Raw genomic sequence first — 20177 nt, 5'->3', positions numbered from 1 at the left:
TCAGGTCACTACGATCACTGCCATGGCCCCGCGCGTGATCGTCGACCCGACGACCTTCGTGGAGGTCGAAGTGCCGCCGTTCGCCTCCGACGAGCGGGCGCTTCGACGCTCTCGCCGAGCCGCGAACGGCGAGCTGGGCTGGCTTCGACTGGAGCCCGACTTCGGGTGCATCCTTCCTTTGTGGAGCCGCGACGGGCAGGCGAGTGAACTGGCCGAAGAACTTCTTCCGGCGGGGCTCCGCACCGACCTCGTGGCATGGCAGCGGGAGTGGGAGTTTAGCTACATCTATCCCCGCGGATGGTCGGCCGAAGACGCGCGCATCACCTGGTCGCGTCATGGCGAGGAGCTGTACACGCGCCTTCTCGAGGAGGTCTGGGACGATTACGAGGTCGAGCCCGGGTTCCGGCGGCTGACGTGACGGCGACGGGGTGCGCAGTGGCGCGGTCAGTCCCGCCCTCATAGGCTCCCGTACATGACCGAGACGCACACCGCAGCACCCGCCGTCTCGCAGCCGAGACTCCCGTTCGGCTCGCTGACGGATGGAATCGTCCTCGTCATGGGCGTCCTCGTCGTGCCGTTCACCATCGCGGCCGTGTTCGGAGTCTCGAACACGGCGCCGGATGCCGCAGCCTACGTGCGGATGGCGTTCGCCGAGGTCATCGCCTCGACGGTCGCGATCATGACCGTCCTCGGTCTTGCCGTGCATCGGATTGTCTGGCGCCGCCCCTCGCGGTCGATCACCCGCCTCGCGTTGATCGCCGTCCTCGTCACCTGGTGGCAGGTCGGCGCAATCATCGCCGCGGCAGCCACGCTCGTCGACAGGCTCGCATCGCTCGGCTGATGGGTGAGTTTCGCGTGCGAGCAGGCGCCGCGCGATGTCGTCACGGCTCGTCCCGGACTGCTCCATCCGAACGGCCCACCCGTGGAGTCGCTCGCTAGGCGGAACCGTCGAGCGTCCCGGCCTCGATCCATTCATTGATTCTGCCGCAGGCGGCTTCGACCGCCTCGAATGATCCCGTGGTCACACCCAGCGGAAAGGGTCGCGCGTGATCGCTCGGGAAGAGCCAGATCGCCGCAGGGGCGGCAACCGTTCCCTGCCCGGAGAAGAATCCATCGCGGAAGCGCATCTGGGCAGGCCCCGACATGGCGGACCTCACGGCGCCTCGCTCGTATCTCCGCGTCCGCCACCACGACTCGACGACGACGGCTTCTTCGGTCAGTGTCACGCCGTAGCGGCGGGAACGAAGGACAGCCGACCAGACGATGGGCATGACGAAGACCATGGCGATGAGGAAGAGGAAGAACGGCCGCACGGGGGTATCGGCGCTGAAGGTGACGCTGACGCCGTCTCTGACGATCGAGTCCGCGATGAAGAGAATGCAGACTGTCGCCACTCCGCCGACTCCTGCTGCGGCGCGTCGCATTCGGGTCCGCTGGAAGGCCCCGATCTCGGCGATCGGACCGAGGGTCTCGGCGGCGAGGGAACGGCCCTCCTGAGCCTCCGCCGTGACACGCCCCGCTCCCGCGGGCCCGCCTGGCACGCCATCCTGCGGATCGGCGGACGATCCCTCTTCCTGCTCGTCATGGCGCTGGTGCTGGCCGTGTCGCTCACCCTCAGTGTCGGCGGAGCGATGAGCGCGAACGAGGAGGTCATCTGGGGGACGTTCTACGAACGCTACTGCGAGCCCAAGCCTCGCGGCGGATGCCGCAGCGTCGGCACCTGGATCAGCGACGACGGAAGCATCCGCAAGACCGGAATCCACCTCGACGGATGGCCCGGTGACGGCGGCACCGTCCGTGCCGGCTACCGCCCGACCGGCTTCAACAACGACGACCAGAACAACGTCGTCCATGTCGAGTCGCTCGCGCACGGATGGATCTGGTTCCCCTGGATCATGACCGTGTACGTGATCGGCGTCATCGTCTATTACCTTGCGAAATGGTGGCCCGGTCTCTTCGCATCGGTGCTGCGAAAACGGCGTCGATGACGATCTCTCGTCGAGCACTCAACCCGCGTCCGATGACGGACGGGCCAGCGGAGTCGCCTCCAGTCCGGCGTGCAGCTCGGGCAGTGATTCGAAGACGGCGACGGCACCGGCGTCCTGCAGCTCCGCCCTGGAGAATCCTCCCGTTCGGATGCCGATCGAGGGGACATCGATGCGCCCGGCCGCGATGACGTCCCAGACGGAGTCACCGATCATGACGGCGGACGCGCCGTTCACGCGCGAGAGCGCTGTCTGCACGAGATCGGGCTGCGGTTTGCTCGCCTCGACGTCGTCGGACGTGGTCCGGGCGTCTGTGATGTCCTTGCCGCCGATGAGATCGAGGAATTGATCGACGTGCTCGGCTTTGCCGGAACTGGCGAGCACCAGCCGGAAGCCCCGCCGCTTCACCTCCACAAGCAGTTCTCGCGCGCCCTCCAGTGGGCGGATCTCGTCGATCATGGGGGCGAATTCTTCGGTCCACGCGTCCCGCAACGCGTCGCCGTGGGCGGCCTCGGTCTCCTCATCGGCGACGTGCGCGACGAGCTGGTCACCTCCCATACCGATCGCGCGGTGGATACGCCAGATCGGCAGAGTGATGTCGAAGCGGCGGAACGCGCGGTACCAGGCGAGCGCGTGCTGATAGTTGGTGTCGACCAGAGTGCCGTCGACGTCGAAGATCGCTGTGTCGGCCATGCTCGAGTGTCACCCGCGCCGCGGGATCCGCGTATCGGGTTGCGCTTCCGCCACGACTCTGCTGACTCCCACGGAGCCGCCCGAGCCTCGTCACCCCGGTGCCGAACAAAACCTCAGCGCAGCGCGTCGTACCGGATGAGGGGTGTGCCCGCGGGCGAGGAGAACGACGCGTCGATGTCGTCCAGAGATGCACGAACGAACGGCAGGAACCGCTCGCGATACCCGCTTCGCAGGAAGACCGCATCGCGGCCGTCCCAGCGGAGGGCGGGATGACCATCGAACTCTCCCGACTCCACGTCGCTCAGCGGATGCCGCGGCTCGTACGCGCCGGGGTACGGGGGCCGCACGAGCTGAATGAGGAGCATCTTCCGCGCGTCAACCTCGTGACTGAAAAGCGCCTCGTCGCGAAAGGTTCCGCGATTCCACCACCGAAACACCCACCCCTCGCCGTGCGGCTCGATGAGATAGCCGACCTCCATGTCCGACCAGCCGGTGGCGCCTTCTTGGATGAACGGAAGCAGCATCCCCTGCGACCGCGCGTGACGCTGCAGAAGTCGGCCGTCGGCGCCGGCGGGGTCGACCACGTCGAATACGTTGGCGTCACCGGCGAATCGGCGCGCGCGCCAACGCTCGAACGTCTCGACGTCGTCGAGCACACTCCACCCCGGGGCCTCGTCGGTGCCGTAGTAGGCGAGCGGCGACGAACTCGTCGCCCAGACTTCGCCCGATTCTCCGTCGACGATGTACGGACCGCCTCCCACCAGCATGGTCAGCTCATCGCCGGTGTCAAGGAACGCGCGTGACTGCGTGGAGACCGTGAACCCCCACGGTCGCTCCTCCACGCGCTCGTGCGCTTCCTCACCCTCCTCGAACCTGGCGCGCGTCCACTGATCGACGACATCGCGGGGAACGCGGACCTCGAAGCCTGCCATCCGAAAAGGGTACCCAGCTCGTCGCGGCGCTGTTCTGAGCCACGGCCCCACCAGGGAATGCGAGACTGTCGCCCGTGACCCACTTCACGACATCCGATCGAGAGCTTCTATCGCGTCCCCTGCAGGCGATGATCACCGTCGCACCGAAGGGTGATCGGTGGCCCGCACCGCGGCCGGTGTGGTTCGAACTGACGGATGCCGACGAGATCCAGCTCTTCTCGTTCGCGTCGACGCCGCGGGTGGCGCGGGTGCGCGAGACTCCGCGGGCCTCGATCGTCGTGACCGCACCCGTGGGCGAGCCCGAGCAGTGGGTCTCGATCGAAGGGGCCGTGACGGTGCACGATGACGGCGCGTTCGACCTCGCCGACCGGCTGGCGCGGCTGTACTACGCGGGTGAGCCGGAGAAGCTCGCCGTCTTGGACGAGTGGCGCGACGCCGATCTGGTGCGCCTCGTGATCACGCCCGAACGCGTGCAGCGGTACTCGATCTGACCGTGTCCCTGCACTGCACGCTGGAGGGGGTTCAGGCATGAGCGCGGATGCCGAGTGGAACTCCCGGGTCGCGAGGTTCTGGGAGTCGTTCGACGACACCAGACCGCAGGAGATGCTGGCCGCCATGCGGGCGCTCGTCGACGAGCGACCCGAGGGGGACGCGCGGGCGCTGGCCGAGTGGGGCGGCGTCCACGATGCGCTCGATCTCGGCGCCGACGCCGTAGGTCCGTATCGCCGCGCGCTGGCGGCCGGCCTCGACACGGAGGAGCAGCATCGGGTCACGCTCCAGCTCGCGAGCACGCTGCGGAATCTCGGCCAGATCGACGAAGCGATCGCATTGCTCGCGCACCTCGATGCACCCGAACTCGGGGATGCGCCCGCGGCGTTCCTCGCTCTCGCGCTGCACAGCTCGGGTCGCCCGAACGAGGCGCTGCGGGTGACCCTGACGGCGCTCGCTCCGCACCTGCCGGCGTACGGCCGCGCGGCGACCGCGTATGCCGCAGAGCTCCCGACCGACGTCTGACTCTCACCCACTCACCGGTCCCGCCGGGAACCGCCGCCGCAGCACGATCCGCTGCACGAGCGTCCACGCGACGGTGACCACGAGGTAGAGCGCCGCGGCGAGGGGCACGAGGATCGCGACGACGGCCGTTCCGAACTGCAGGAAACCCGCCATCCGCGCCACGCTTTCGACGCCCGGCCCGGCGTCGGACACACCGACGACGGGCCGGAACACCCGACGCGTCACTTCGGCGACCACGACGATCACCAGCAGCAGGATGCCGAACACGAGCGCCGTCGCGCCGGTCGCCGTTCCGCCCGCGATCGAACCGACCAGACTCGCGCCGAGCGGCACGCCGAGGAGCTGATCGGTGAGCAGCGCATTCGGGTGCCCCGCGATCACCGGATACAGGAACAGCGCGTAGACGACGCCGACGATCGGTGCCTGGATCAGCACCGGTGCGCAGCCCGCCAGCGGCGAGGTCTTCTCGTCGGCGTAGAGCTTCATCGTCTCGCGCGACATCCGCTCGCGGTCGTTCTTGTAGCGGCGCTGCAGCGCCTGCAGCTTCGGCGCGAGCCGGGCGCGCGTCTGCTCGGCCTTGGCTTGGGCGATACCGGCGGGGATGAGGACCGTGCGCACCAGCAGCGTCAGCACGATGACGGCGAGCGCGGCGGATGCCGAGCCCGCGAGCGGGTGGAGGAGGTCGGCGAGGCCCATGAGCAGCGCGTACGCCGCGTCGAGGACGGCCGCGATGGGAGGGAAGGAGAGGAGGTCCACAGAGGTGTCCGTTCGTCGATGAGGAGGGTCGCGGAACGGCCACGACAGTCATCGACGAAGACAGAGATCGCCCAGAGGAGGGCGGAGGGCGTCGAGTGCTACGCGGCCGAAGCCGCGACACCCGGTGCACGGGAACGGGGGTGCCCCGCGGCATCCGGATCGCTCTGCGCCACCACGACGGAGACGTCGATGGCGCGCGCCGCTCCGTCGAGCGACAACCCTCGAGGAGGAAGCGACGCGGTCGTCAGGAGAAGGGCGACGAGGAGAACGGATGCCGCAACCAGCGCCCAGACCGCCGAGGAGTCCGATGAACTCAGCGCGATCGCACCCGACAGCGACAGGAGCACGGAGAAGAAGGACATCACGGCGTCGACCACGGCGCGGCTCCTCCCTCCGGTTGCGCCCACGGTAGCACCGGCGGTCGACTGGCCGCAGGCGTAGCGGTCGTTGCCGCAGGCGTAGCGGTCGTTGCCGCGGGCGTCGTCGCATACGCGCTTCTGGCGAAGGATCGTTCGCCCACCCGATGAACGACCCATGGGCGGGAACGCGAGGCGACCTATTCCAGCTGGGTCTGAGTGGTCCTGCGGTCACCGGAATCGATCATGTAGCCGGTGAACGCGAAGAAGCCGAGCGCCAAGGTGATCGTCACGACGAAGAATCCGAGGACGATCAGCCACGCCGTACGACCGTCCCGTGACGTGGGAGCGACGCTCATCCGCCGAGCATATCCGCGAGCTCCCGGCGGGCTTTCCGTTGATCGACTCTCGTAGGAAAGCCCGCCGGTGCGTTCCGCGCAGTGAACCCGCCGAGCCGATTCGGGCATCGACGTCCGTGACTCCGCAGGCACCCTTGGCTATTCGAGGTCCGTTGTACGGCACGCGCAGGAGGCGGCCGCTGCCGTCACGACACCAGGCCGACGGCGCGAAGGACGGGGACCAGGACGGGGGTGCCGGCGATCTCGCCGAAGCCGCCCGCGGAGCCGATCGAGAGGATCGAGCCGAAAGAGCCGATCGACAGCAGCGAACCCGCCGAGCCTATCGAGAAGGCGGAGGCGAAGGACCCCGCCGATGCGAAAGACAGGCCGCTGAGGAATGACAGCACGGAGGCGCCGCTCGCGGCTGATCCCGCACTGAAGAGCGACCCGAAGGATGCCGTCGAGAACAGAGACCATCGCGATCGACTGCTGGTGGCGTCGAAGCGAGCAGGCAGTGAGGCGACGAATGCGGACAAGATGACCTCCCGTGGTTGATTGCTTGACAGTGTCAAGTCGCACCATCATGATGAATGCGCTTGACACTGTCAAGCCCCTTCGAGAAGATCGCCTCATGTCTGCTTCATCCGCCCCTTCCACGCGTCGGACGCTCCTCAGCGCTGCCCTCGACGAACTCGCCGATCACGGGCACGCCGGGGTCGGCCTGCGCGCGGTCGCGCGCCGAGCAGGCGTATCCCACGCTGCGCCCGCGCACTTCTTCGGTGACCGCGCGGGCTTGCTCACCGCCGTGGCCGTCGAGGGTTTCACGGATCTCACTGCTGCTCTCGTTGCGGTCGACGCGAAGGATCCCGCCGAGAAGGTCGCGGCGCTGGGGCGGACCTACGTCGCTTTCGGCAGTCGGTATCCCGCGCTGATGGAGCTGATGTTCCGCAGCACCGAACTGCACCCCGACGACCCCGACCTCCGAGCATCTCGGCAGAGCGCCATCGGCATCCTGGCCACAGCGGTCGCGCAGACAGGCGCGGAAGACGTGCGCGAAGTGACCCTCATCAGCTGGGCACTCGTCCACGGCCTCGTCGTGCTGTCCCGCGAGGGCGTGATCGCCCCGTTGATCGGGCCGAATGCCGATGATCTCACGGTCGCGTCGAGCCTCGTCGACCGCTACGTCACTGGTCTGCTGGCGTCATCCGTCGACTGAACGGGTGCGCCGAGAAGCGTCAGCTTCGGGCAATAGGCAGTCCATGCTCTCTCAGGCCGAGCGGTAGACATCCACGCTGTCGCTGCGAAGACGAGCCGCGAGCACCAGGGCGAGGATGCCGAGACCGAGGGTTCGCGCGAGGAATCCGACGGCGCCGAGTAGCAGTGCCACTTCGGCGAAGGCCTGTGCGCCCGATGAGCCGGCCGCCGCGAAGAGGATTTGCGGAACGACCGCGGCCACGACCGAGACGATGAGTGCCCAGAGCGGTGCCCACCTCCACGGCGCCGGGACCACGGCGGCGCGCGCGATCTGCAGGGACGCCAGCAACGCCGCGGCGAGCGATACGAGGAGGTTCACGAAGAACACGGCGGTCAGGATGGTCTCGGCCTCCCGATACGCGTCGAGGCCCGCGTCGAACGTCGCGGCGTCCATGGTCGGCAGGATCGGCTGAATAGCCCGCACGAGGAGCGGCAACAGCGCGACGACGGCAAGCGCGGCGACGCCGAGCGGCCTCCGCGCCACGACGCTGGCCGCTCGAGACAACCCGATCGCGAACAGCAGGACCGCGGCCGCGAAGACGACGTCGACCAGGATTCCGATGACCGGACCAAGACCGGGGACGGAAAACTGCAGCATTCCGAGCATGCCGCACAACACGAGCCCGGTGCCGCCGATCATGAAGGTCCGGCGTCGCTGTCGCATCCTTCGACCCTAACGATGACCCGCGGGGCACCCTGACGAAAGGGCATCGGAATCTACACGTCGCTTTGTTGTAACGCCAGAGGAATACCATCCGTTCTGGCGGCTCTATTCTGAGCTTCCCGAACCGATTCCTGCCCACCGAGAGGAGGTGACTGCGCCGTGACCACACCGCAGTTCGAGGCCGGCGTCTGGGAGCGCTACGCGACCGAGTTCGCCCTGGCCCTCGGAGACACCCCGACCCGCATCCGCGCGATACGCGAGGCGTACTTCGTGCACGGGTTCGACGTCGACCTCATTGAAGAACTGAGCGGCTTCCCGATCTGGCGGATCCGCCAGGCGATCCAAGCCGGCCTCACCCGCAGCGACTGAGTCCCCCGCGCCGGCCCTCTCCCACAGGGGCGCGCGCCCGGCGGACGCTCCCTGACAGACTGGGATCCATGAGCCTGCCGTTCGAGAGCGCCTACCGGCACGGGTTCGCCCGGATCGCCGCCTGCACTCTGCCCGTGGCGATCGCCGACCCCGCGACCAACGCCGACGCGATCCTCGACGCCGCCCGTCGCTGCCACGACGAGTCCGTCGCCGTCGCGGTCTTCCCGGAGCTGTCGCTCACCGGGTACGCGATCGAGGACCTCGTGATGCAGGACGCCCTCCTCGATGCCGTTGTCGCCGCGGTCGAACGTCTCGTCGCGACATCCGCGGATCTCATGCCGGTGCTCGTCGTCGGCGCTCCGCTCCGCCATCGCAACCGCCTCTACAACTGCGCTCTCGTCATCCATCGCGGACGGCTCCTCGGCATCGCCCCGAAGTCGTATCTGCCGACCTACCGCGAGTTCTACGAGCGTCGCTGGTACGCGCCGGGCGACGACCAGCGAGGCCAGCAGATCCGCGTCGGCGCACTCGAGGCGCCCTTCGGCCCCGACCTCCTCTTCGAGGCATCCGACGTGCCGGGTCTCGTCGTGCATGCCGAGGTGTGCGAGGACGTCTGGGTCCCGGTTCCGCCGTCCTCGCTCGCCGCTCTCGCCGGGGCGAGCGTGCTGGTGAATCTCTCCGGCAGCCCCATCACCATCGCGCGCGCCGACGACCGCAAAGACCTGTGCCAGTCGCAGTCGCTCCGTTGCCTCGCCGCCTACGCGTACGCCGCGGCGGGTCAGGGCGAGTCCACGAACGACGTGTCGTGGGACGGGCAGACGATGATCTACGAGGCCGGGGCCCTCCTCGCCGAGACCGAGCGCTTCCCCGACGGGCCGCGGATCTCGATCGCCGACGTCGACCTCGACCGCCTCCGCCAGGACCGCCTGCGGCAGGGCACGTTCGACGACAACCGGCGGACGATGACGGATGCCGCGCCCCACCGCTCGATCCCGTTCACGCTCGCCCCGCCCGCGACCGATATCGGCCTCCGGCGTCCGCTCGACCGCTTCCCGTTCGTCCCCGACGACCCCGCGCGGCTCGCACAGGACTGCTACGAGGCGTTCAACATCCAGGTCTCGGGGCTCGTGCAGCGCCTGCAGGCGATCGGCAACCCGCACCCGGTGATCGGTGTCAGCGGCGGGCTCGACTCCACCCACGCCCTCCTCGTCGTCGCGCGGGCGATGGATCGCCTCGGCCGGCCGCGCAGCGACATCCTCGCCTACACGATGCCCGGATTCGCCACGAGCGACCACACGAAGTCCAACGCCATCTCCCTCGCCGAGGCGATCGGCGCCTCGATCGAGACGATCGACATCCGCCCGGCGGCGACCGAGATCCTCCGCGGCATCGACCACCCGTTCGCGGGCGGCGAGCCGGTGTACGACGTGACGTTCGAGAACGTGCAGGCCGGCATCCGCACCGACTTCCTGTTCCGGCTGGCGAACCAGACGAACGGCATCGTGATCGGCACGTCCGACCTCTCCGAGCTCGCCCTGGGCTGGGCGACCTACGGCGTCGGCGACCAGATGAGCCACTACGCGGTGAACCCCGGTGTGCCGAAGACCCTGATCCAGCACCTCATCCGCTGGGTGATCGCGCACCGCGGCGGCAGCGACGGGGCCGCCGAGCTCAGCGACCGCGCCCGCGAGGTGCTGCAGTCCGTGCTCGACACCGAGATCTCGCCCGAGCTCGTGCCCGCAGGCCAAGACGGCAAGATGCAGTCGACCGAAGACCGCATCGGGCCCTACGCGCTGCACGATCTGACGCTCTTCCACGTGCTGCGTTTCGGCTTCCGCCCGTCCAAGATCGCGTTTGTCGCGTGGCATGCCTGGCGGGACGCGGATGCCGGCGCCTGGCCCCCCGGATTCCCCGACGCCGATCGATACGCCTACGCCCTGCCCGAGATCGTCCGCTGGCTGCGGGTGTTTCTGCGACGCTACTTCGCGTTCGCGCAGTTCAAGCGGTCGGCGATCCCGAACGGCCCCAAGGTCTCCCCCGCCGGGTCGCTCTCACCGCGCGGAGACTGGCGCGCACCGTCGGACGGCAACGCCCGGGTGTGGCTCGAGGAGCTCCGGTCGGCGCTCCCCGACCTGGTCGAGGACTGACCCGGGCGGCACCGCTCAGTCCTCGTCGGATGCCGGGCGAGCCGTCGCGAGGGTGATGACCCACCCGTCCCGCGACAGGTCGACGACGTCGTAGCGCGCCCGGCGGTCGGGGATCCAGCCGCGCCGGCCCCCGGCATGCAGTCGGACGTGCTCCGCCGCGACCCGCGTGCCTCGCCCGTCCGCGTCGCGCACGGCCTGCACACGGGTCCAGTGCCGGACGAGGGCAGCGGTGTCGTCCTCATTGAAGAGGTGCGAGTGGCGACGAATCTCGGCGAGCGTCTCCGGGTCGGGCTGGGCGTCGCGAAGATCGAGCCCGAAGATCCGGCCCGCGTCGCCGACGGCCACGACCGTCGCCGCGCGGAAGCTGATGTTGCGGATCGTGAGGGGCACGACCTCGCCGTCGATCTCGGCGATGAGTTGGGTGTGGAACCCGAACGAGCCCGGCGCCTCACGGTTGATGAGAACGTCCCGCTCATCCACCCCCAGGCGTGCAGCGACGATCTCGCGAGCAAGCGCCCGCTTGCGATCGTGGGCTTCGACCTTCGGATCCCATCCCAGGCGGGCGTCGATCCCCACGGGGGCATCCAGGGCGATTGATGACATGGGCGTTCCTCCTCGCGAACCCATCCTGCCCCAGAACCCCGGGCCCGCAGAGGACAATGGGAGGGTGAAGTTACTCGTTGCCGCCCTTGATGCCGAACTGTCCGCCTTCCCCGACGAGATCCCCGGCTTCGACCGGCTCGTCACCGGCCCCGGGAAGCTCCAGGCCACCTACGCGCTCACCCGCGCACTGGATGCCGGCGACTACGACGAGATCGTCGTCGTCGGAACGGCCGGCGCGATCGATCCGCGCATCGACTACGGCGTGTACGAGATCTCCGCAGCCGTCCAGCACGATGTCACCGACATCGACGGGATCGTGGGCCAGCACGTGTCCCTCCCTCAGCGCCTGGAGACCGCCGGGGGCGACGCGGTGATCGCGACCGGCGACCACTTCGTCGACGACGTCGAGGCGGTCGGGGTGATCCGGCCGCTCGGTGCAGGTCTGGTCGACATGGAGACCTACGCCTACATCTGGGTCGCCAGCCACTTCGAGGTGCCGATCCGCGTCTTCAAAGCGGTCTCGGACCGCGCGCAGGACGACGCGATCACCGACTGGCGCACCGCCGTGACCGCGTGCAGCGCCCAGCTGTATTCGCACCTCAGCGAGACGCACCCGCACTGACGTCGGACGCGTCTCCCACGCGCAGACAACCGAAAACCCCGGAGCCTTCGCGGGCTCCGGGGTTCCGGTGGGGGTCAGGTGAGCGTCAGTTCGACGCGGCCGAGGGGGCCGAGGCCGGCGACGGGACGGATGCCGGGGTGGGCGGCGTCATGGGCGACGGCGGCGTCACGGGCGAGGGCGGGCTCACGGGCGACGGGGGCGTCACGGGCGACGGGACACTCTGCGGAGTCACCGGCGACGGCGAGCTCTGCGGGGTCGGTGCGCTCATCGTCGGCGACGGGGTCGGCGAGGGCGACGACTGGATGGAGGCCGACGTGAGGGTCGCGCGGATCTGCACGGTGTCGCCGAGCTGACCGGAGGTGCCCTGGATCGAGCCGCCCGGAACCACGGTTCCGTCGGTGGTGCGCATGGTCATGTTGGCGGCGGTGGCGGCGGCCGCACCGCCGGCGATCGTGAGTCCCAGGGCGCCGGCGACGCCGTAGGCGATCCACTTCTTCTTGGTGTTCATGATGCTGTCCTTTCTCTGCCGCAGTCCGGGGGGAACCGGCGGTGATTCCACTCTGGGGGTCTTCGCTAAGGCGTATCGAAGCCGTCCATGAGACCGTCCTTAGGTACGTCCTCATCCGCCAGCAGGGCATCCGCGGTCGTCAGCAGCACGTCGCGTCGCGCGACGTCGTCGAGATCATCCGCCCCCAGGGCGTGACCCCACAGGTGCACCGCGACGCGCTCGCGCACGTGGGCCGTCGGGTCGTCCCAGCGCTCGAGCGCCGCGACACCGACCGCGTACGCCCATCCGCCGCGCGCCCCGGGATCGAGGGCGGCGCTCGCCAGGGCGTGCGAGATGAACGCGGCACTGTCGTCAGCGGCGGCCCCGCGGCCGGCGGTGTCGACGTCGATGACGCCCGACATCCGTCCGGCGTCGTCGAGGAAGAGCTGCCCGAAATGCAGATCACCGTGGATGACGGTGCGTTCCCCGCCATCCCCGACAACGGGCCTCACGCGTGCCGCATCGGCCCGCAGGCGCTCGGCCGCCCCGGGCGCGAGACGGGCGGCCAGCCGCGAGGTGTACCACTCGGCACGTTCGGGGAGCTCGGACCGCGCGCGGTTCTCCAGCGGCGCGCCCGCCATGATCGCACGCCACCGGTCGACCTCATCGAGGAGGGCGGATGCCGGCGGCGTGACGTCCACGGCGGCGCGCCCCGGCGCCTGCGGGAGCACGAGGAGCCCGGCGTCGGCCCACGCCTCGATCTGGGGAACGTGCAGCGCGGCATCCGCGAGGCGCGCGTGCAGCCCCACGATGCGCTCGACCCGCTCGGGACGGATGACTTTCACCCAGCGGATACCGTCGTCGCAGACGACGCGGAACACCGCGCGCCGGCCCGGTCGGTACGCCACGAGATCGGGCGGATCGACCACCTCGCGGCCGATGCGGTGAAGGAGGGTCCGCGCGGCGTCGCCGAACGCGACGGCGGCGAGGGCGGGGAGGTGCGGATCCTGTGGGTGCAGCCAGATCCGTTCCTCCGGGGCCTCCGGGGTTCCGGTGGCAAGACCCGTCTCCTGCGCGACGCGGCGCCCGGATGTGTCGACGAAATAGGTCACGGCGTGACCGTCGGCGCCGACGACCTCGAACCCGGTCACGGTGCCGGCACCGAGGGGTTCGCGGGTGCGGAGAGCGACGGGCACGGCATCCGGAATCTCCAGCGCCTCGCGCAGGAGCATCTCATCGGGCAGCGGGGCGAGCACCCTTCGATTCCAGCACGCGGGCGAGCCCGATGGGATGAGACCTCTCTTAGGCTTGCCCGCCCCGCGGACACGCGGCTCCATACTGAATGGCGTGACGCGCACGAAGACCGCACGCCGCCGGCGTCTGCCGGCGTTCTCCGTGCGCACGCGTCTCATCGCCGTCATCACGATCGTCGCCGCGCTGGGGGTGACCGCCGTCGGCTTCGCGGTGTTCCTGCAGGAACGCGCGCGCACGCTGCAACAGGTCGACGCGCTCCTGCAGGGCGGCCTCGACACCGCCCGCTTCCTCGTCGAGCAGGGCGACCCCCGGGCGGGCACGTGGGAGTCGACCTCGGAGGCCCTCGCGGCCGTCGTGCAGCGGACCGCGCCGGATGACAACACCGGCACCGTCGGCCTTCTCAACGGCGCCCCGCGGCTGGTTCCGGGCGTCGCGCTGGACGTCGACCTGCTGACTCAGCCGGGGTTCATCCTCCACGCCGAGGAGGTGACCGCCGACGGCGACCCCGTGATCGGCACCTACGCCGAGAACGGTGTCGTCTGGCGGTACCTCGCGACCCCGATTGCGGTCGGAGACGGCGACGACGGAACGTTCGTGCTCGCCTACGACCTCAATGCCGAGCTCGCGGAGGTCCAGCAGTCGGCGCAGGTCTGGGTGATCGCCTCGGCCATCACGATCGCCGTCATCGCCGGGGCCGCCGCGCTCGTGACGACCCGCCTCCTCCGCCCCATCCGGCAGATGCGCGACACCGCCGAACGCGTCTCCGGGCAGTCGGTGTCCGAGCGCATTCCGATCCAGGGGCGCGATGACGTCTCCGAGCTCGCCGAGACGATGAACGCCATGCTCGACCGCATCGACGATGCCCTCGAGTCTCAGCGGCGCCTCCTCAGCGACGTCGGTCACGAGCTGAAGACGCCGCTGACGATCGTGCGCGGAAACCTCGAGGTGCTCGATCCCGACGATCCCCGCGATGTGCGCGAGACCCGGGCGCTGGTCGTCGATGAGGTCGAGCGCATGGAGCGGCTCGTGCAGGATCTCGCGGCCTCGGCCGCGCTCCACGGACCTGCCCCGGTGAAGCCCGAGGAGGTCGACGCCGCCGATCTCGTGCGGCAGATCATCCGCAAGAGCGAGGGCATCACCGGCGCCACCGTCGAGACGGGTCCGATCGCGGAGGTCGTCACCGCCCTCGATCCGGCCCGCATCACCCAGGCGGCGCTGCAGCTCGCGCAGAACGCGGTCACCCACGGCGGGGGTCGCGTTGTGATCTCCAGCGCTGTCGTCGACGACCGCTGGGAGCTGTCGGTGCGCGATTTCGGACCGGGTGTCCCCGAGGCCGAGAAGGAGCGCGTGTTCGACCGGTTCCACCGCGGCCCCGACACGGATGCCGCGGGTAGCGGCCTCGGGCTGAACATCGTCCAGGTCATCACGCGTGCCCACGGCGGCACCGCGCGGGTGACCGATGCGCTCGGCGGCGGTGCGGTGTTCACCATCTCGATTCCCCTCTCGACGAGCCGCCTCAGCGTGCCGGAGGGCCTCGTCATCCCGCCCCGCCCCGATCTGCCCCTCTCGCCGCCCTCATCGTCTCCGACCCCGCCCGCATCCGTCTCCGCCCCCGCGTCGCCCTGAAAGAGCATCCATGGCATCGATCCTCATCGCCGAAGACGAGGCCCGGATCTCGGGCTTCATCGACAAGGGCCTGCGATCCGCGGGCTTCGCCACCCGCGTGGCCGCGACCGGACCCGACGCGCTGGATCTGGCGCTGACCGGCGAGTTCGACCTCCTCGTCCTCGACGTGAACCTCCCCGGTATGGACGGCTTCGCCGTCCTCGAGCACCTTCGCGGGTCGGGATCGCGGATGCCGGTGATCATGCTGACCGCCCGCGTCGAGCTCGAGGACACCGTCGCGGGCCTCGAGGGCGGCGCGGACGACTACCTCGGCAAGCCCTTCCGTTTCGACGAGCTCGTGGCGCGCATCCGTCTGCGGATGCGCCGGGACGACGCCACGCCGAAGGACGAGCTCGTGCACGGCGACATCGCCCTCGACATCCGCACCCGTCGCGCGCACGTGGCGGGGCAATCGGTGGAGCTGTCGGCGCGCGAGTTCGCCCTCGCGGAGGAGTTCGTGCGGCATGCCGGGCAGGTGCTCAGCCGCGAGCAACTGCTCAGTCGCGTGTGGGGCTACGACTTCGACCCGGGCTCGAACGTCGCCGACGTGTACGTCGGATATCTCCGCCAGAAGCTCGGCAGCGACGTCATCGAGACGGTGCGCGGCGTCGGCTACCGCATGACCTGAGGGTCATTCGCGGCGGGAGAACACCCCGCGGATGACGAAGAAGACGATCGCCGCGACGATGGCGACGATCACGAGTTTGCCGATGAACCACAGCACGGAGAAGAGCACGTCGACGAGCACCCACGCGATGATGACGGCCACGATGACCCCGACGATCGTCCACAGCGTGCTCTTGTTCATGCGTTCGAGCCTAGCCGGGGGTCGGAACGGCGACGTCTTGACGGATGACGCTCGGCCCCTGCGCGGAGGCCTCGACGAGCAGCTGCGCGGGGATCTGCTCCTTCATCGCGGCGACGTGGCTGATGAGGCCGACGGTGCGACCGCCCTGACGCAGCTCGTCAAGGGTGCGCATCGCGAGGTCGAGGGTTTCGTCGTCGAGTGACCCGAAGCCCTCGTCGATGAACAGGGTGTCCAGCCTCACACCGCCGGCGCGGGCGGTGACGACCTCGGCGAGCCCCAGCGCGAGGGCGAGCGAGGCGAGGAACGTCTCCCCACCGGAGAGCGACGACGCCGGGCGCGGTCGTCCCGTGTGCGCGTCGAGGATCTGGAGCCCGAGACCGGATGCCGCGCCGCGCGCCGCGAGCGCGTCGCTGTGCTGCAGGCGATACCGGCCCGCGGACATCTCGTCGAGGCGCAGGTTGGCTGCGGCGACGATCTCTTCGAGCTCGGCGGCGAGGACGAAGGACTCCAGCGTCATCCGGTGCGTGTTCGGCGCGCGCCCCGCGACCGTGTGGGCGAGGCGCGTGACGGCGGCGGCTTCGGCCGCGAGGTCGCCGATCTTCCGTTGCGCATCCTCGGCACGTTCAGCGAGTTCGCGGAGATGCGCCGCGCGCTGCGCGGCTCGGGAGGCGGCATCCAGCGCCGCACTCCACGCGTCCCGCGCCGCGGCGGCCGTGGCCGCGGCGGCGTCGACGTCGACCGGCTCGTCGGCGATGCCGGCGAGCTTCAGTTCCCACTCGCGGACGCGGTCGCGCTCCGTCCGGAGAGCCACCTCGTGGTCGGTGATGCGGGACTCGAGTTGCGCACGCGCTGCACGGTCGCGAAGAGCAGCGGCCGCGTCGACCGGGCCGTCGAAGCGTGTCGATTCCAGCGCCGCCGCGGTGAGCGCGATCGCTTCGTCCCGCGCCGCGTGGGCGCGCGCGCTCTCGTCGCGGGCGCGGCGGAGGGCCTCGGCCGCCGCTCGCCGGGTTTCGGCGGCCTCCTGACAGGCGGCGACGGTCGCATAATCCCCTCGGGCTCGGTCGACGGTCTGCTCGGCCGCACCGATCTCCGCGCGGAGGGATGCCGCCCGCTCGCGTTCCGCCGACAGCCGCAGCCGTACCTGGTCGCGTTCGGCGGCGACCTCGGTCACGGTCTCGGCCAAGCGGGAGCGTCGGGCGACGAGCTCGTCGCGACGGGCGGCGGCGGCGTCCGCGGCGGCGGCGGCGGCGCGGGCCTCGGTGAGCGCCGCGGTCAGCGCCTCCTCGGTCTCGCCTCCGGAACGCTCGCGCATCGCGGCGACCCGGTCACGCGCTTCGTTCGCGTGTCGTGCCGCCTGCTGTTCGGCGGTCGCCGCGGCATCCCGCGCGCGCTCGGCCGCGTGCATCTCGTCGTCGGTGACCGGCTCGCCGTCGTGACGCGCGGGTGCAGGGTGTTCGGTGGAACCGCACACGTCGCACGGCTCTCCGGGGGCGAGCGCGGCGGCGAGCTCCCCGGCATAACCTGCGAGTCGGCGACGCAGCAGGTCGGTGACCGCGGTGCGTGCGCTGTCGTGCTCCGTCGTGCGCGCAAGGTACAGCGCTTCGGCGTCACGGAGCCCCGCCTCCTCCCGGATGACCTCCTGCGCGGCGGTGCGGCGCGACTCGAGGTCGGCCACCCGCTGGAGGGCGGCGTCTCGTCCTCCAGCGGCGTCGCGAGCGACCGCCAGGTCGTGATCAAGGGCGGCGAGTTCGAGCGGCACGGCGGCAGCCTGCGCCTCGAGCTCCGCCTGCGCGGCCTCGGACGCCGCGATGCGCGCCTGGGTGCCCTCGAGTTCGCCCCGCCACCGCTCGAGGTCGCGCTCGGCATCGCGGGCGGCTTCGGCGACGGCGGCCGTCGCTGCCGCGGCGTCGATGATCGCGACGAGGTCGTCGGCGTCCGGCTCGTGCGGGTGGTCGGCCTCGATCGCGACGACGACGGTCTGCCACTGCGCGAGGGCGCGCTCTTCCGTCGCCAGCGCGCTCGACAGCGCGATCTCCGCGGCCGCCTCCGCCTCGAGCACCGGTCGGAGTTCTTCCGCTTCGCGCGCGGCGTCGAGGATGCTGCGGTCGGCGTCGACAGCGGGCTGCTCCGCTTCGCGCGCGGCGAGCGCGTCACGCGCGCGGGCGCGTGCGGTCTGCGCGTCGCGCAGGGCGACGAGGTCGGTGTGGGCGCGGTCGGCGGCCCGATGGGTCGCCTCGGCCTCGTCGCTCTCGCGCCGGAGGCTGTCGGCCCGGTAGGCGGCGCGCTGGACTCCGCGGGCGACCGCGGCGATGCGATCCTCGAGCGACGTTCCCGCACCGGCGTCGACGGCTGCCGCCCCGGGGTCGGTCGCCTCCGCGTCGATTCCTTCGAGTCCATCGGCCGCGAGCATGGCCTCGGCTTCGGCGAGGAGCATCTGCACGCCCTCGCCGGCCGACGTGACGTGCGCCTCGGCGGCACGACGCCGTTCGTCGAGCGCGGTCTGGTAGCCCTCGTAGGTGCGCGTGCCGAACAGGCGACGCAGGAGGCGCTGGCGGTCGTCGTTCTTGGCGAGGAGGAACTCCGCGAAGCGGTTCTGCGCGAGGAGGATGACCTGGAGGAACTGCTGCTGGTTGAGGCCGAGGATCTCGTCGAGGTCGCGCGCGACGTCGACCGGACGTGCGGCGCGACCGACCCACTCGCCGTCGATCCACTCGTCGAGCTGGGCGCGGTGGGGTTCCGTGGTCATCCCGGTGCCGCGCTGCTTGGGCCGGTCGTACTCCGGAGAGCGGGTCACGCGCCAGCGGGTGTCACCGGCGGTGAACTCCACGACCACCCGAGTGGGGTCGGCGGGGTCGCAGTGGTCGCTCCGCAACCGCCGCTCGGAACCCTCGTACCGCGGGACACCGCCGTAGAGCCCGAAACACACACCGTCGAGCACGCTCGACTTGCCCGCGCCGGTGCGACCGGCGATGAGGAAGATCCCGTCGGTCTCGAAGGCGTCGAAGTCGACGATCTGGGTGTTGCGGAACGGACCGAAGCCGGTCAGCTCGAGCCGATGCAGCTTCACGAGCGAGCCTCGGTCAGGGCGTGGTCGTCGAGGACGTCGCGGATGAGTTCCCGCTCGCGCTCGTCGGCCCCCTCGCCCTCGCGGACGTGAACCAGGAAAGCGTCGATGAGCTCGGCATCCGACCGGGCATGACGGACGCGCTGGGCGTAGGAGCGCTCGTCGCTGACCCGCGGGGCGTCGGGGGTGTGCATGACCGTCGCGCAGTGGGGGAAGCGCTGCTGCAGACGCCGCATCGGGTCGATCTGAGGAGTGGTGTCGGTGTACTGCGCGCAGACCCACGCGTCTTCGGCATCCGCGAACCGCTCATCGGTGAGGAGATCGTCAAGGGCCCCGCGCACCGTCACGAGGCGGCGAGGGACCGGCAGCTCGAGCCACTCCGCCTTCTCGAACCCGTTCTCGTCGAGGTCGACGAGCCAGGAGCCGCGCGGCTTGTCCTGCTCGCCGAAGCTGTAGTGGAGCGGCGCACCCGCGTACCGCACGCGCTCGGCAAGCGTCTGGCGGCCGTGGATGTGGCCGAGGGCGACGTAGTCGAGGTCGTCGAAGACCGACACCGGCACCACGTCGAGGCTGCCCTGGCGGATCTCGCGCTCGACTCCGGGGGTCGCCTCGACGCCGGCGGCGAAGCAGTGCGACATCACGACCGCGCGGCCGCCGCGCGCGGTGTGGTCGGCGCGGATCAGTGACACCGCGTGGGTAAGCGCGTCGTGCTGGGAGCGCATCGGCACCCCGGGCCACACGTGACGCACCAGCGCCGGCTCGAGGTACGGGATGCCGTAAACATGCACGGGTCCGGCCGCGTCGTCGATCGTGACCGGGGTGCCGACCGCGGCCGGGTCGGTGAGGACGAGGATGCCGTCGCGCAACAGTGCCGACTGGAAGCCGAGCCGCGCCGCGGAGTCGTGATTGCCGCTCGTGACGACGACCGTCGCGCCCGTCTCGCGGAGGGCGAGGAGGGTGTCGCTCAGGACCGGGTAGCAGGCCGCGGACGGCGCGGCGGAGTCGAAGACGTCACCGGCGACCAGCACGAGGTCGACGTCGTTCTCGCGCACCTGCGCGACGAGACGCTCGAGCACCCCGCGCAGCGCCTCCAGCGTCGAGTGCCCGTGGAACGAGCGCCCGATGTGCCAGTCGGAGGTGTGCAGGATGCGCATGCTTCCACGGTA

Annotated in this window: 25 protein-coding genes; 12 read left to right on the top strand and 13 right to left on the bottom strand. The window is 70.3% G+C overall.

Annotation, left to right across the window (positions count from 1 at the left end; genetic code table 11):
• The first annotated feature begins 22 nt into the window (after positions 1–22).
• Positions 23–418 carry a hypothetical protein gene (locus AB0O93_RS01340; RefSeq protein ID WP_363339777.1) on the top strand — a complete coding sequence of 132 codons (396 nt, stop codon included), beginning with the start codon at positions 23–25 and terminating at the stop codon, positions 416–418.
• 54 nt (positions 419–472) lie between these two features.
• A complete protein-coding gene (locus AB0O93_RS01335) occupies positions 473–841 on the top strand; it encodes a hypothetical protein (protein ID WP_363339776.1) in 369 nt (122 codons plus the stop codon).
• Between the two features lie 94 nt (positions 842–935).
• Here the strand turns inward: AB0O93_RS01335 and AB0O93_RS01330 are convergent, their stop codons facing one another.
• Positions 936–1541, bottom strand: a complete 606-nt coding sequence (locus AB0O93_RS01330; RefSeq protein WP_363339773.1) for a hypothetical protein — start codon at positions 1539–1541, stop codon at positions 936–938.
• A gap of 42 nt (positions 1542–1583) precedes the next feature.
• On the opposite strand from AB0O93_RS01330, the gene AB0O93_RS01325 reads away from it, so the two are divergent.
• The gene (locus AB0O93_RS01325) at positions 1584–1988 is read left to right on the top strand and encodes a hypothetical protein (RefSeq protein WP_363339771.1); all 405 of its coding nucleotides are present in this window, start codon (positions 1584–1586) and stop codon (positions 1986–1988) included.
• Between the two features lie 18 nt (positions 1989–2006).
• Here AB0O93_RS01325 and AB0O93_RS01320 read toward each other — a convergent pair whose 3' ends face one another.
• A complete protein-coding gene (locus tag AB0O93_RS01320; RefSeq protein ID WP_363339769.1) occupies positions 2007–2678 on the bottom strand; it encodes an HAD family hydrolase in 672 nt (223 codons plus the stop codon).
• A gap of 113 nt (positions 2679–2791) precedes the next feature.
• Positions 2792–3610 (bottom strand): YrhB domain-containing protein, encoded by an 819-nt coding sequence (locus AB0O93_RS01315; protein ID WP_363339767.1) that lies wholly within the window; start codon positions 3608–3610, stop codon positions 2792–2794.
• A gap of 74 nt (positions 3611–3684) precedes the next feature.
• Between AB0O93_RS01315 and AB0O93_RS01310 the strand changes: the two genes are divergently transcribed.
• Positions 3685–4101 (top strand): pyridoxamine 5'-phosphate oxidase family protein, encoded by a 417-nt coding sequence (locus AB0O93_RS01310; protein ID WP_363339765.1) that lies wholly within the window; start codon positions 3685–3687, stop codon positions 4099–4101.
• A gap of 37 nt (positions 4102–4138) precedes the next feature.
• Positions 4139–4624 (top strand): tetratricopeptide repeat protein, encoded by a 486-nt coding sequence (locus tag AB0O93_RS01305; protein ID WP_363339764.1) that lies wholly within the window; start codon positions 4139–4141, stop codon positions 4622–4624.
• A gap of 3 nt (positions 4625–4627) precedes the next feature.
• On the opposite strand, the gene yidC is transcribed toward AB0O93_RS01305, so the two are convergent.
• The 3 genes from yidC to AB0O93_RS01290 all read right to left on the bottom strand — a co-directional run bounded on the left by yidC (position 4628) and on the right by AB0O93_RS01290 (position 6095).
• On the bottom strand, positions 4628–5380 hold the full coding sequence (yidC, locus tag AB0O93_RS01300; protein ID WP_363339762.1) for a membrane protein insertase YidC: 753 nt from the start codon (positions 5378–5380) through the stop codon (positions 4628–4630).
• Between the two features lie 98 nt (positions 5381–5478).
• Positions 5479–5916 (bottom strand): DUF6412 domain-containing protein, encoded by a 438-nt coding sequence (locus AB0O93_RS01295; RefSeq protein WP_363339760.1) that lies wholly within the window; start codon positions 5914–5916, stop codon positions 5479–5481.
• 20 nt (positions 5917–5936) lie between these two features.
• Positions 5937–6095, bottom strand: coding sequence for a hypothetical protein (locus AB0O93_RS01290; protein ID WP_363339758.1), 159 nt, complete (start codon positions 6093–6095; stop codon positions 5937–5939).
• A gap of 231 nt (positions 6096–6326) precedes the next feature.
• On the opposite strand from AB0O93_RS01290, the gene AB0O93_RS01285 reads away from it, so the two are divergent.
• Complete coding sequence (locus tag AB0O93_RS01285) at positions 6327–6629, top strand: hypothetical protein (protein ID WP_363339756.1); 303 nt, start codon at positions 6327–6329, stop codon at positions 6627–6629.
• 76 nt (positions 6630–6705) lie between these two features.
• Positions 6706–7290 carry a TetR/AcrR family transcriptional regulator gene (locus tag AB0O93_RS01280; protein WP_363339755.1) on the top strand — a complete coding sequence of 195 codons (585 nt, stop codon included), beginning with the start codon at positions 6706–6708 and terminating at the stop codon, positions 7288–7290.
• A gap of 51 nt (positions 7291–7341) precedes the next feature.
• Here the strand turns inward: AB0O93_RS01280 and AB0O93_RS01275 are convergent, their stop codons facing one another.
• Complete coding sequence (locus AB0O93_RS01275; RefSeq protein ID WP_363339753.1) at positions 7342–7992, bottom strand: hypothetical protein; 651 nt, start codon at positions 7990–7992, stop codon at positions 7342–7344.
• A 159-nt stretch (positions 7993–8151) separates the two neighbouring features.
• Here AB0O93_RS01275 and AB0O93_RS01270 point away from each other — a divergent pair, with 159 nt between their 5' ends.
• Positions 8152–8361, top strand: a complete 210-nt coding sequence (locus AB0O93_RS01270) for a hypothetical protein (protein ID WP_053548193.1) — start codon at positions 8152–8154, stop codon at positions 8359–8361.
• A 68-nt stretch (positions 8362–8429) separates the two neighbouring features.
• Positions 8430–10508, top strand: coding sequence for an NAD(+) synthase (locus tag AB0O93_RS01265; protein WP_363339751.1), 2079 nt, complete (start codon positions 8430–8432; stop codon positions 10506–10508).
• 15 nt (positions 10509–10523) lie between these two features.
• Here the strand turns inward: AB0O93_RS01265 and AB0O93_RS01260 are convergent, their stop codons facing one another.
• Positions 10524–11111, bottom strand: coding sequence for a hypothetical protein (locus AB0O93_RS01260; RefSeq protein ID WP_363339749.1), 588 nt, complete (start codon positions 11109–11111; stop codon positions 10524–10526).
• Positions 11112–11175: 64 nt separating this feature from the next.
• On the opposite strand from AB0O93_RS01260, the gene AB0O93_RS01255 reads away from it, so the two are divergent.
• A complete protein-coding gene (locus tag AB0O93_RS01255) occupies positions 11176–11733 on the top strand; it encodes a nucleoside phosphorylase (protein WP_363339748.1) in 558 nt (185 codons plus the stop codon).
• Between the two features lie 85 nt (positions 11734–11818).
• Here AB0O93_RS01255 and AB0O93_RS01250 read toward each other — a convergent pair whose 3' ends face one another.
• Positions 11819–12241: a hypothetical protein gene (locus AB0O93_RS01250; protein WP_363339746.1), complete on the bottom strand. Its 423-nt coding sequence runs from the start codon at positions 12239–12241 to the stop codon at positions 11819–11821.
• Positions 12242–12306: 65 nt separating this feature from the next.
• On the bottom strand, positions 12307–13476 hold the full coding sequence (locus AB0O93_RS01245; protein ID WP_363339745.1) for a phosphotransferase: 1170 nt from the start codon (positions 13474–13476) through the stop codon (positions 12307–12309).
• A gap of 91 nt (positions 13477–13567) precedes the next feature.
• On the opposite strand from AB0O93_RS01245, the gene AB0O93_RS01240 reads away from it, so the two are divergent.
• Positions 13568–15100 carry a HAMP domain-containing sensor histidine kinase gene (locus tag AB0O93_RS01240; protein ID WP_363339743.1) on the top strand — a complete coding sequence of 511 codons (1533 nt, stop codon included), beginning with the start codon at positions 13568–13570 and terminating at the stop codon, positions 15098–15100.
• Positions 15101–15110: 10 nt separating this feature from the next.
• On the top strand, positions 15111–15767 hold the full coding sequence (locus AB0O93_RS01235; RefSeq protein WP_363339741.1) for a response regulator transcription factor: 657 nt from the start codon (positions 15111–15113) through the stop codon (positions 15765–15767).
• A gap of 3 nt (positions 15768–15770) precedes the next feature.
• Here AB0O93_RS01235 and AB0O93_RS01230 read toward each other — a convergent pair whose 3' ends face one another.
• From AB0O93_RS01230 to AB0O93_RS01220, 3 genes are read right to left on the bottom strand one after another with little or no spacing between them, the layout of a single operon-like run.
• Positions 15771–15947, bottom strand: coding sequence for a hypothetical protein (locus AB0O93_RS01230; protein ID WP_363339739.1), 177 nt, complete (start codon positions 15945–15947; stop codon positions 15771–15773).
• Positions 15948–15957: 10 nt separating this feature from the next.
• Positions 15958–19014, bottom strand: coding sequence for an SMC family ATPase (locus AB0O93_RS01225; RefSeq protein WP_363339736.1), 3057 nt, complete (start codon positions 19012–19014; stop codon positions 15958–15960).
• The gene (locus tag AB0O93_RS01220; protein ID WP_363339734.1) at positions 19011–20165 is read right to left on the bottom strand and encodes an exonuclease SbcCD subunit D; all 1155 of its coding nucleotides are present in this window, start codon (positions 20163–20165) and stop codon (positions 19011–19013) included. The genes AB0O93_RS01225 and AB0O93_RS01220 overlap by 4 nt, the downstream gene beginning before the upstream one ends.
• Positions 20166–20177 lie beyond the last annotated feature (12 nt).

Source organism: Microbacterium sp. NPDC077184, from assembly GCF_040687055.1.
In the GTDB taxonomy this organism is placed as follows: Bacteria; Actinomycetota; Actinomycetes; order Actinomycetales; family Microbacteriaceae; genus Microbacterium.
Note: the sequence above shows the minus strand (reverse complement) of the source record. Positions and strands in the feature narration are given on the sequence as shown.

Excerpts from the sequence above, each read along its gene's own strand:
- AB0O93_RS01340 (WP_363339777.1), top strand. The coding sequence starts at position 23 with ATGGCCCCGCGCGTGATCGTCGACCCGACGACCTTCGTGGAGGTCGAA.
- AB0O93_RS01335 (WP_363339776.1), top strand. The coding sequence starts at position 473 with ATGACCGAGACGCACACCGCAGCACCCGCCGTCTCGCAGCCGAGACTC.
- AB0O93_RS01325 (WP_363339771.1), top strand. The coding sequence starts at position 1,584 with ATGGCGCTGGTGCTGGCCGTGTCGCTCACCCTCAGTGTCGGCGGAGCG.
- AB0O93_RS01320 (WP_363339769.1), bottom strand. The coding sequence starts at position 2,678 with ATGGCCGACACAGCGATCTTCGACGTCGACGGCACTCTGGTCGACACC.
- AB0O93_RS01315 (WP_363339767.1), bottom strand. The coding sequence starts at position 3,610 with ATGGCAGGCTTCGAGGTCCGCGTTCCCCGCGATGTCGTCGATCAGTGG.
- AB0O93_RS01305 (WP_363339764.1), top strand. The coding sequence starts at position 4,139 with ATGAGCGCGGATGCCGAGTGGAACTCCCGGGTCGCGAGGTTCTGGGAG.
- AB0O93_RS01295 (WP_363339760.1), bottom strand. The coding sequence starts at position 5,916 with ATGGGTCGTTCATCGGGTGGGCGAACGATCCTTCGCCAGAAGCGCGTA.
- AB0O93_RS01290 (WP_363339758.1), bottom strand. The coding sequence starts at position 6,095 with ATGAGCGTCGCTCCCACGTCACGGGACGGTCGTACGGCGTGGCTGATC.
- AB0O93_RS01280 (WP_363339755.1), top strand. The coding sequence starts at position 6,706 with ATGTCTGCTTCATCCGCCCCTTCCACGCGTCGGACGCTCCTCAGCGCT.
- AB0O93_RS01275 (WP_363339753.1), bottom strand. The coding sequence starts at position 7,992 with ATGCGACAGCGACGCCGGACCTTCATGATCGGCGGCACCGGGCTCGTG.
- AB0O93_RS01265 (WP_363339751.1), top strand. The coding sequence starts at position 8,430 with ATGAGCCTGCCGTTCGAGAGCGCCTACCGGCACGGGTTCGCCCGGATC.
- AB0O93_RS01260 (WP_363339749.1), bottom strand. The coding sequence starts at position 11,111 with ATGTCATCAATCGCCCTGGATGCCCCCGTGGGGATCGACGCCCGCCTG.
- AB0O93_RS01250 (WP_363339746.1), bottom strand. The coding sequence starts at position 12,241 with ATGAACACCAAGAAGAAGTGGATCGCCTACGGCGTCGCCGGCGCCCTG.
- AB0O93_RS01235 (WP_363339741.1), top strand. The coding sequence starts at position 15,111 with ATGGCATCGATCCTCATCGCCGAAGACGAGGCCCGGATCTCGGGCTTC.
- AB0O93_RS01230 (WP_363339739.1), bottom strand. The coding sequence starts at position 15,947 with ATGAACAAGAGCACGCTGTGGACGATCGTCGGGGTCATCGTGGCCGTC.
- AB0O93_RS01220 (WP_363339734.1), bottom strand. The coding sequence starts at position 20,165 with ATGCGCATCCTGCACACCTCCGACTGGCACATCGGGCGCTCGTTCCAC.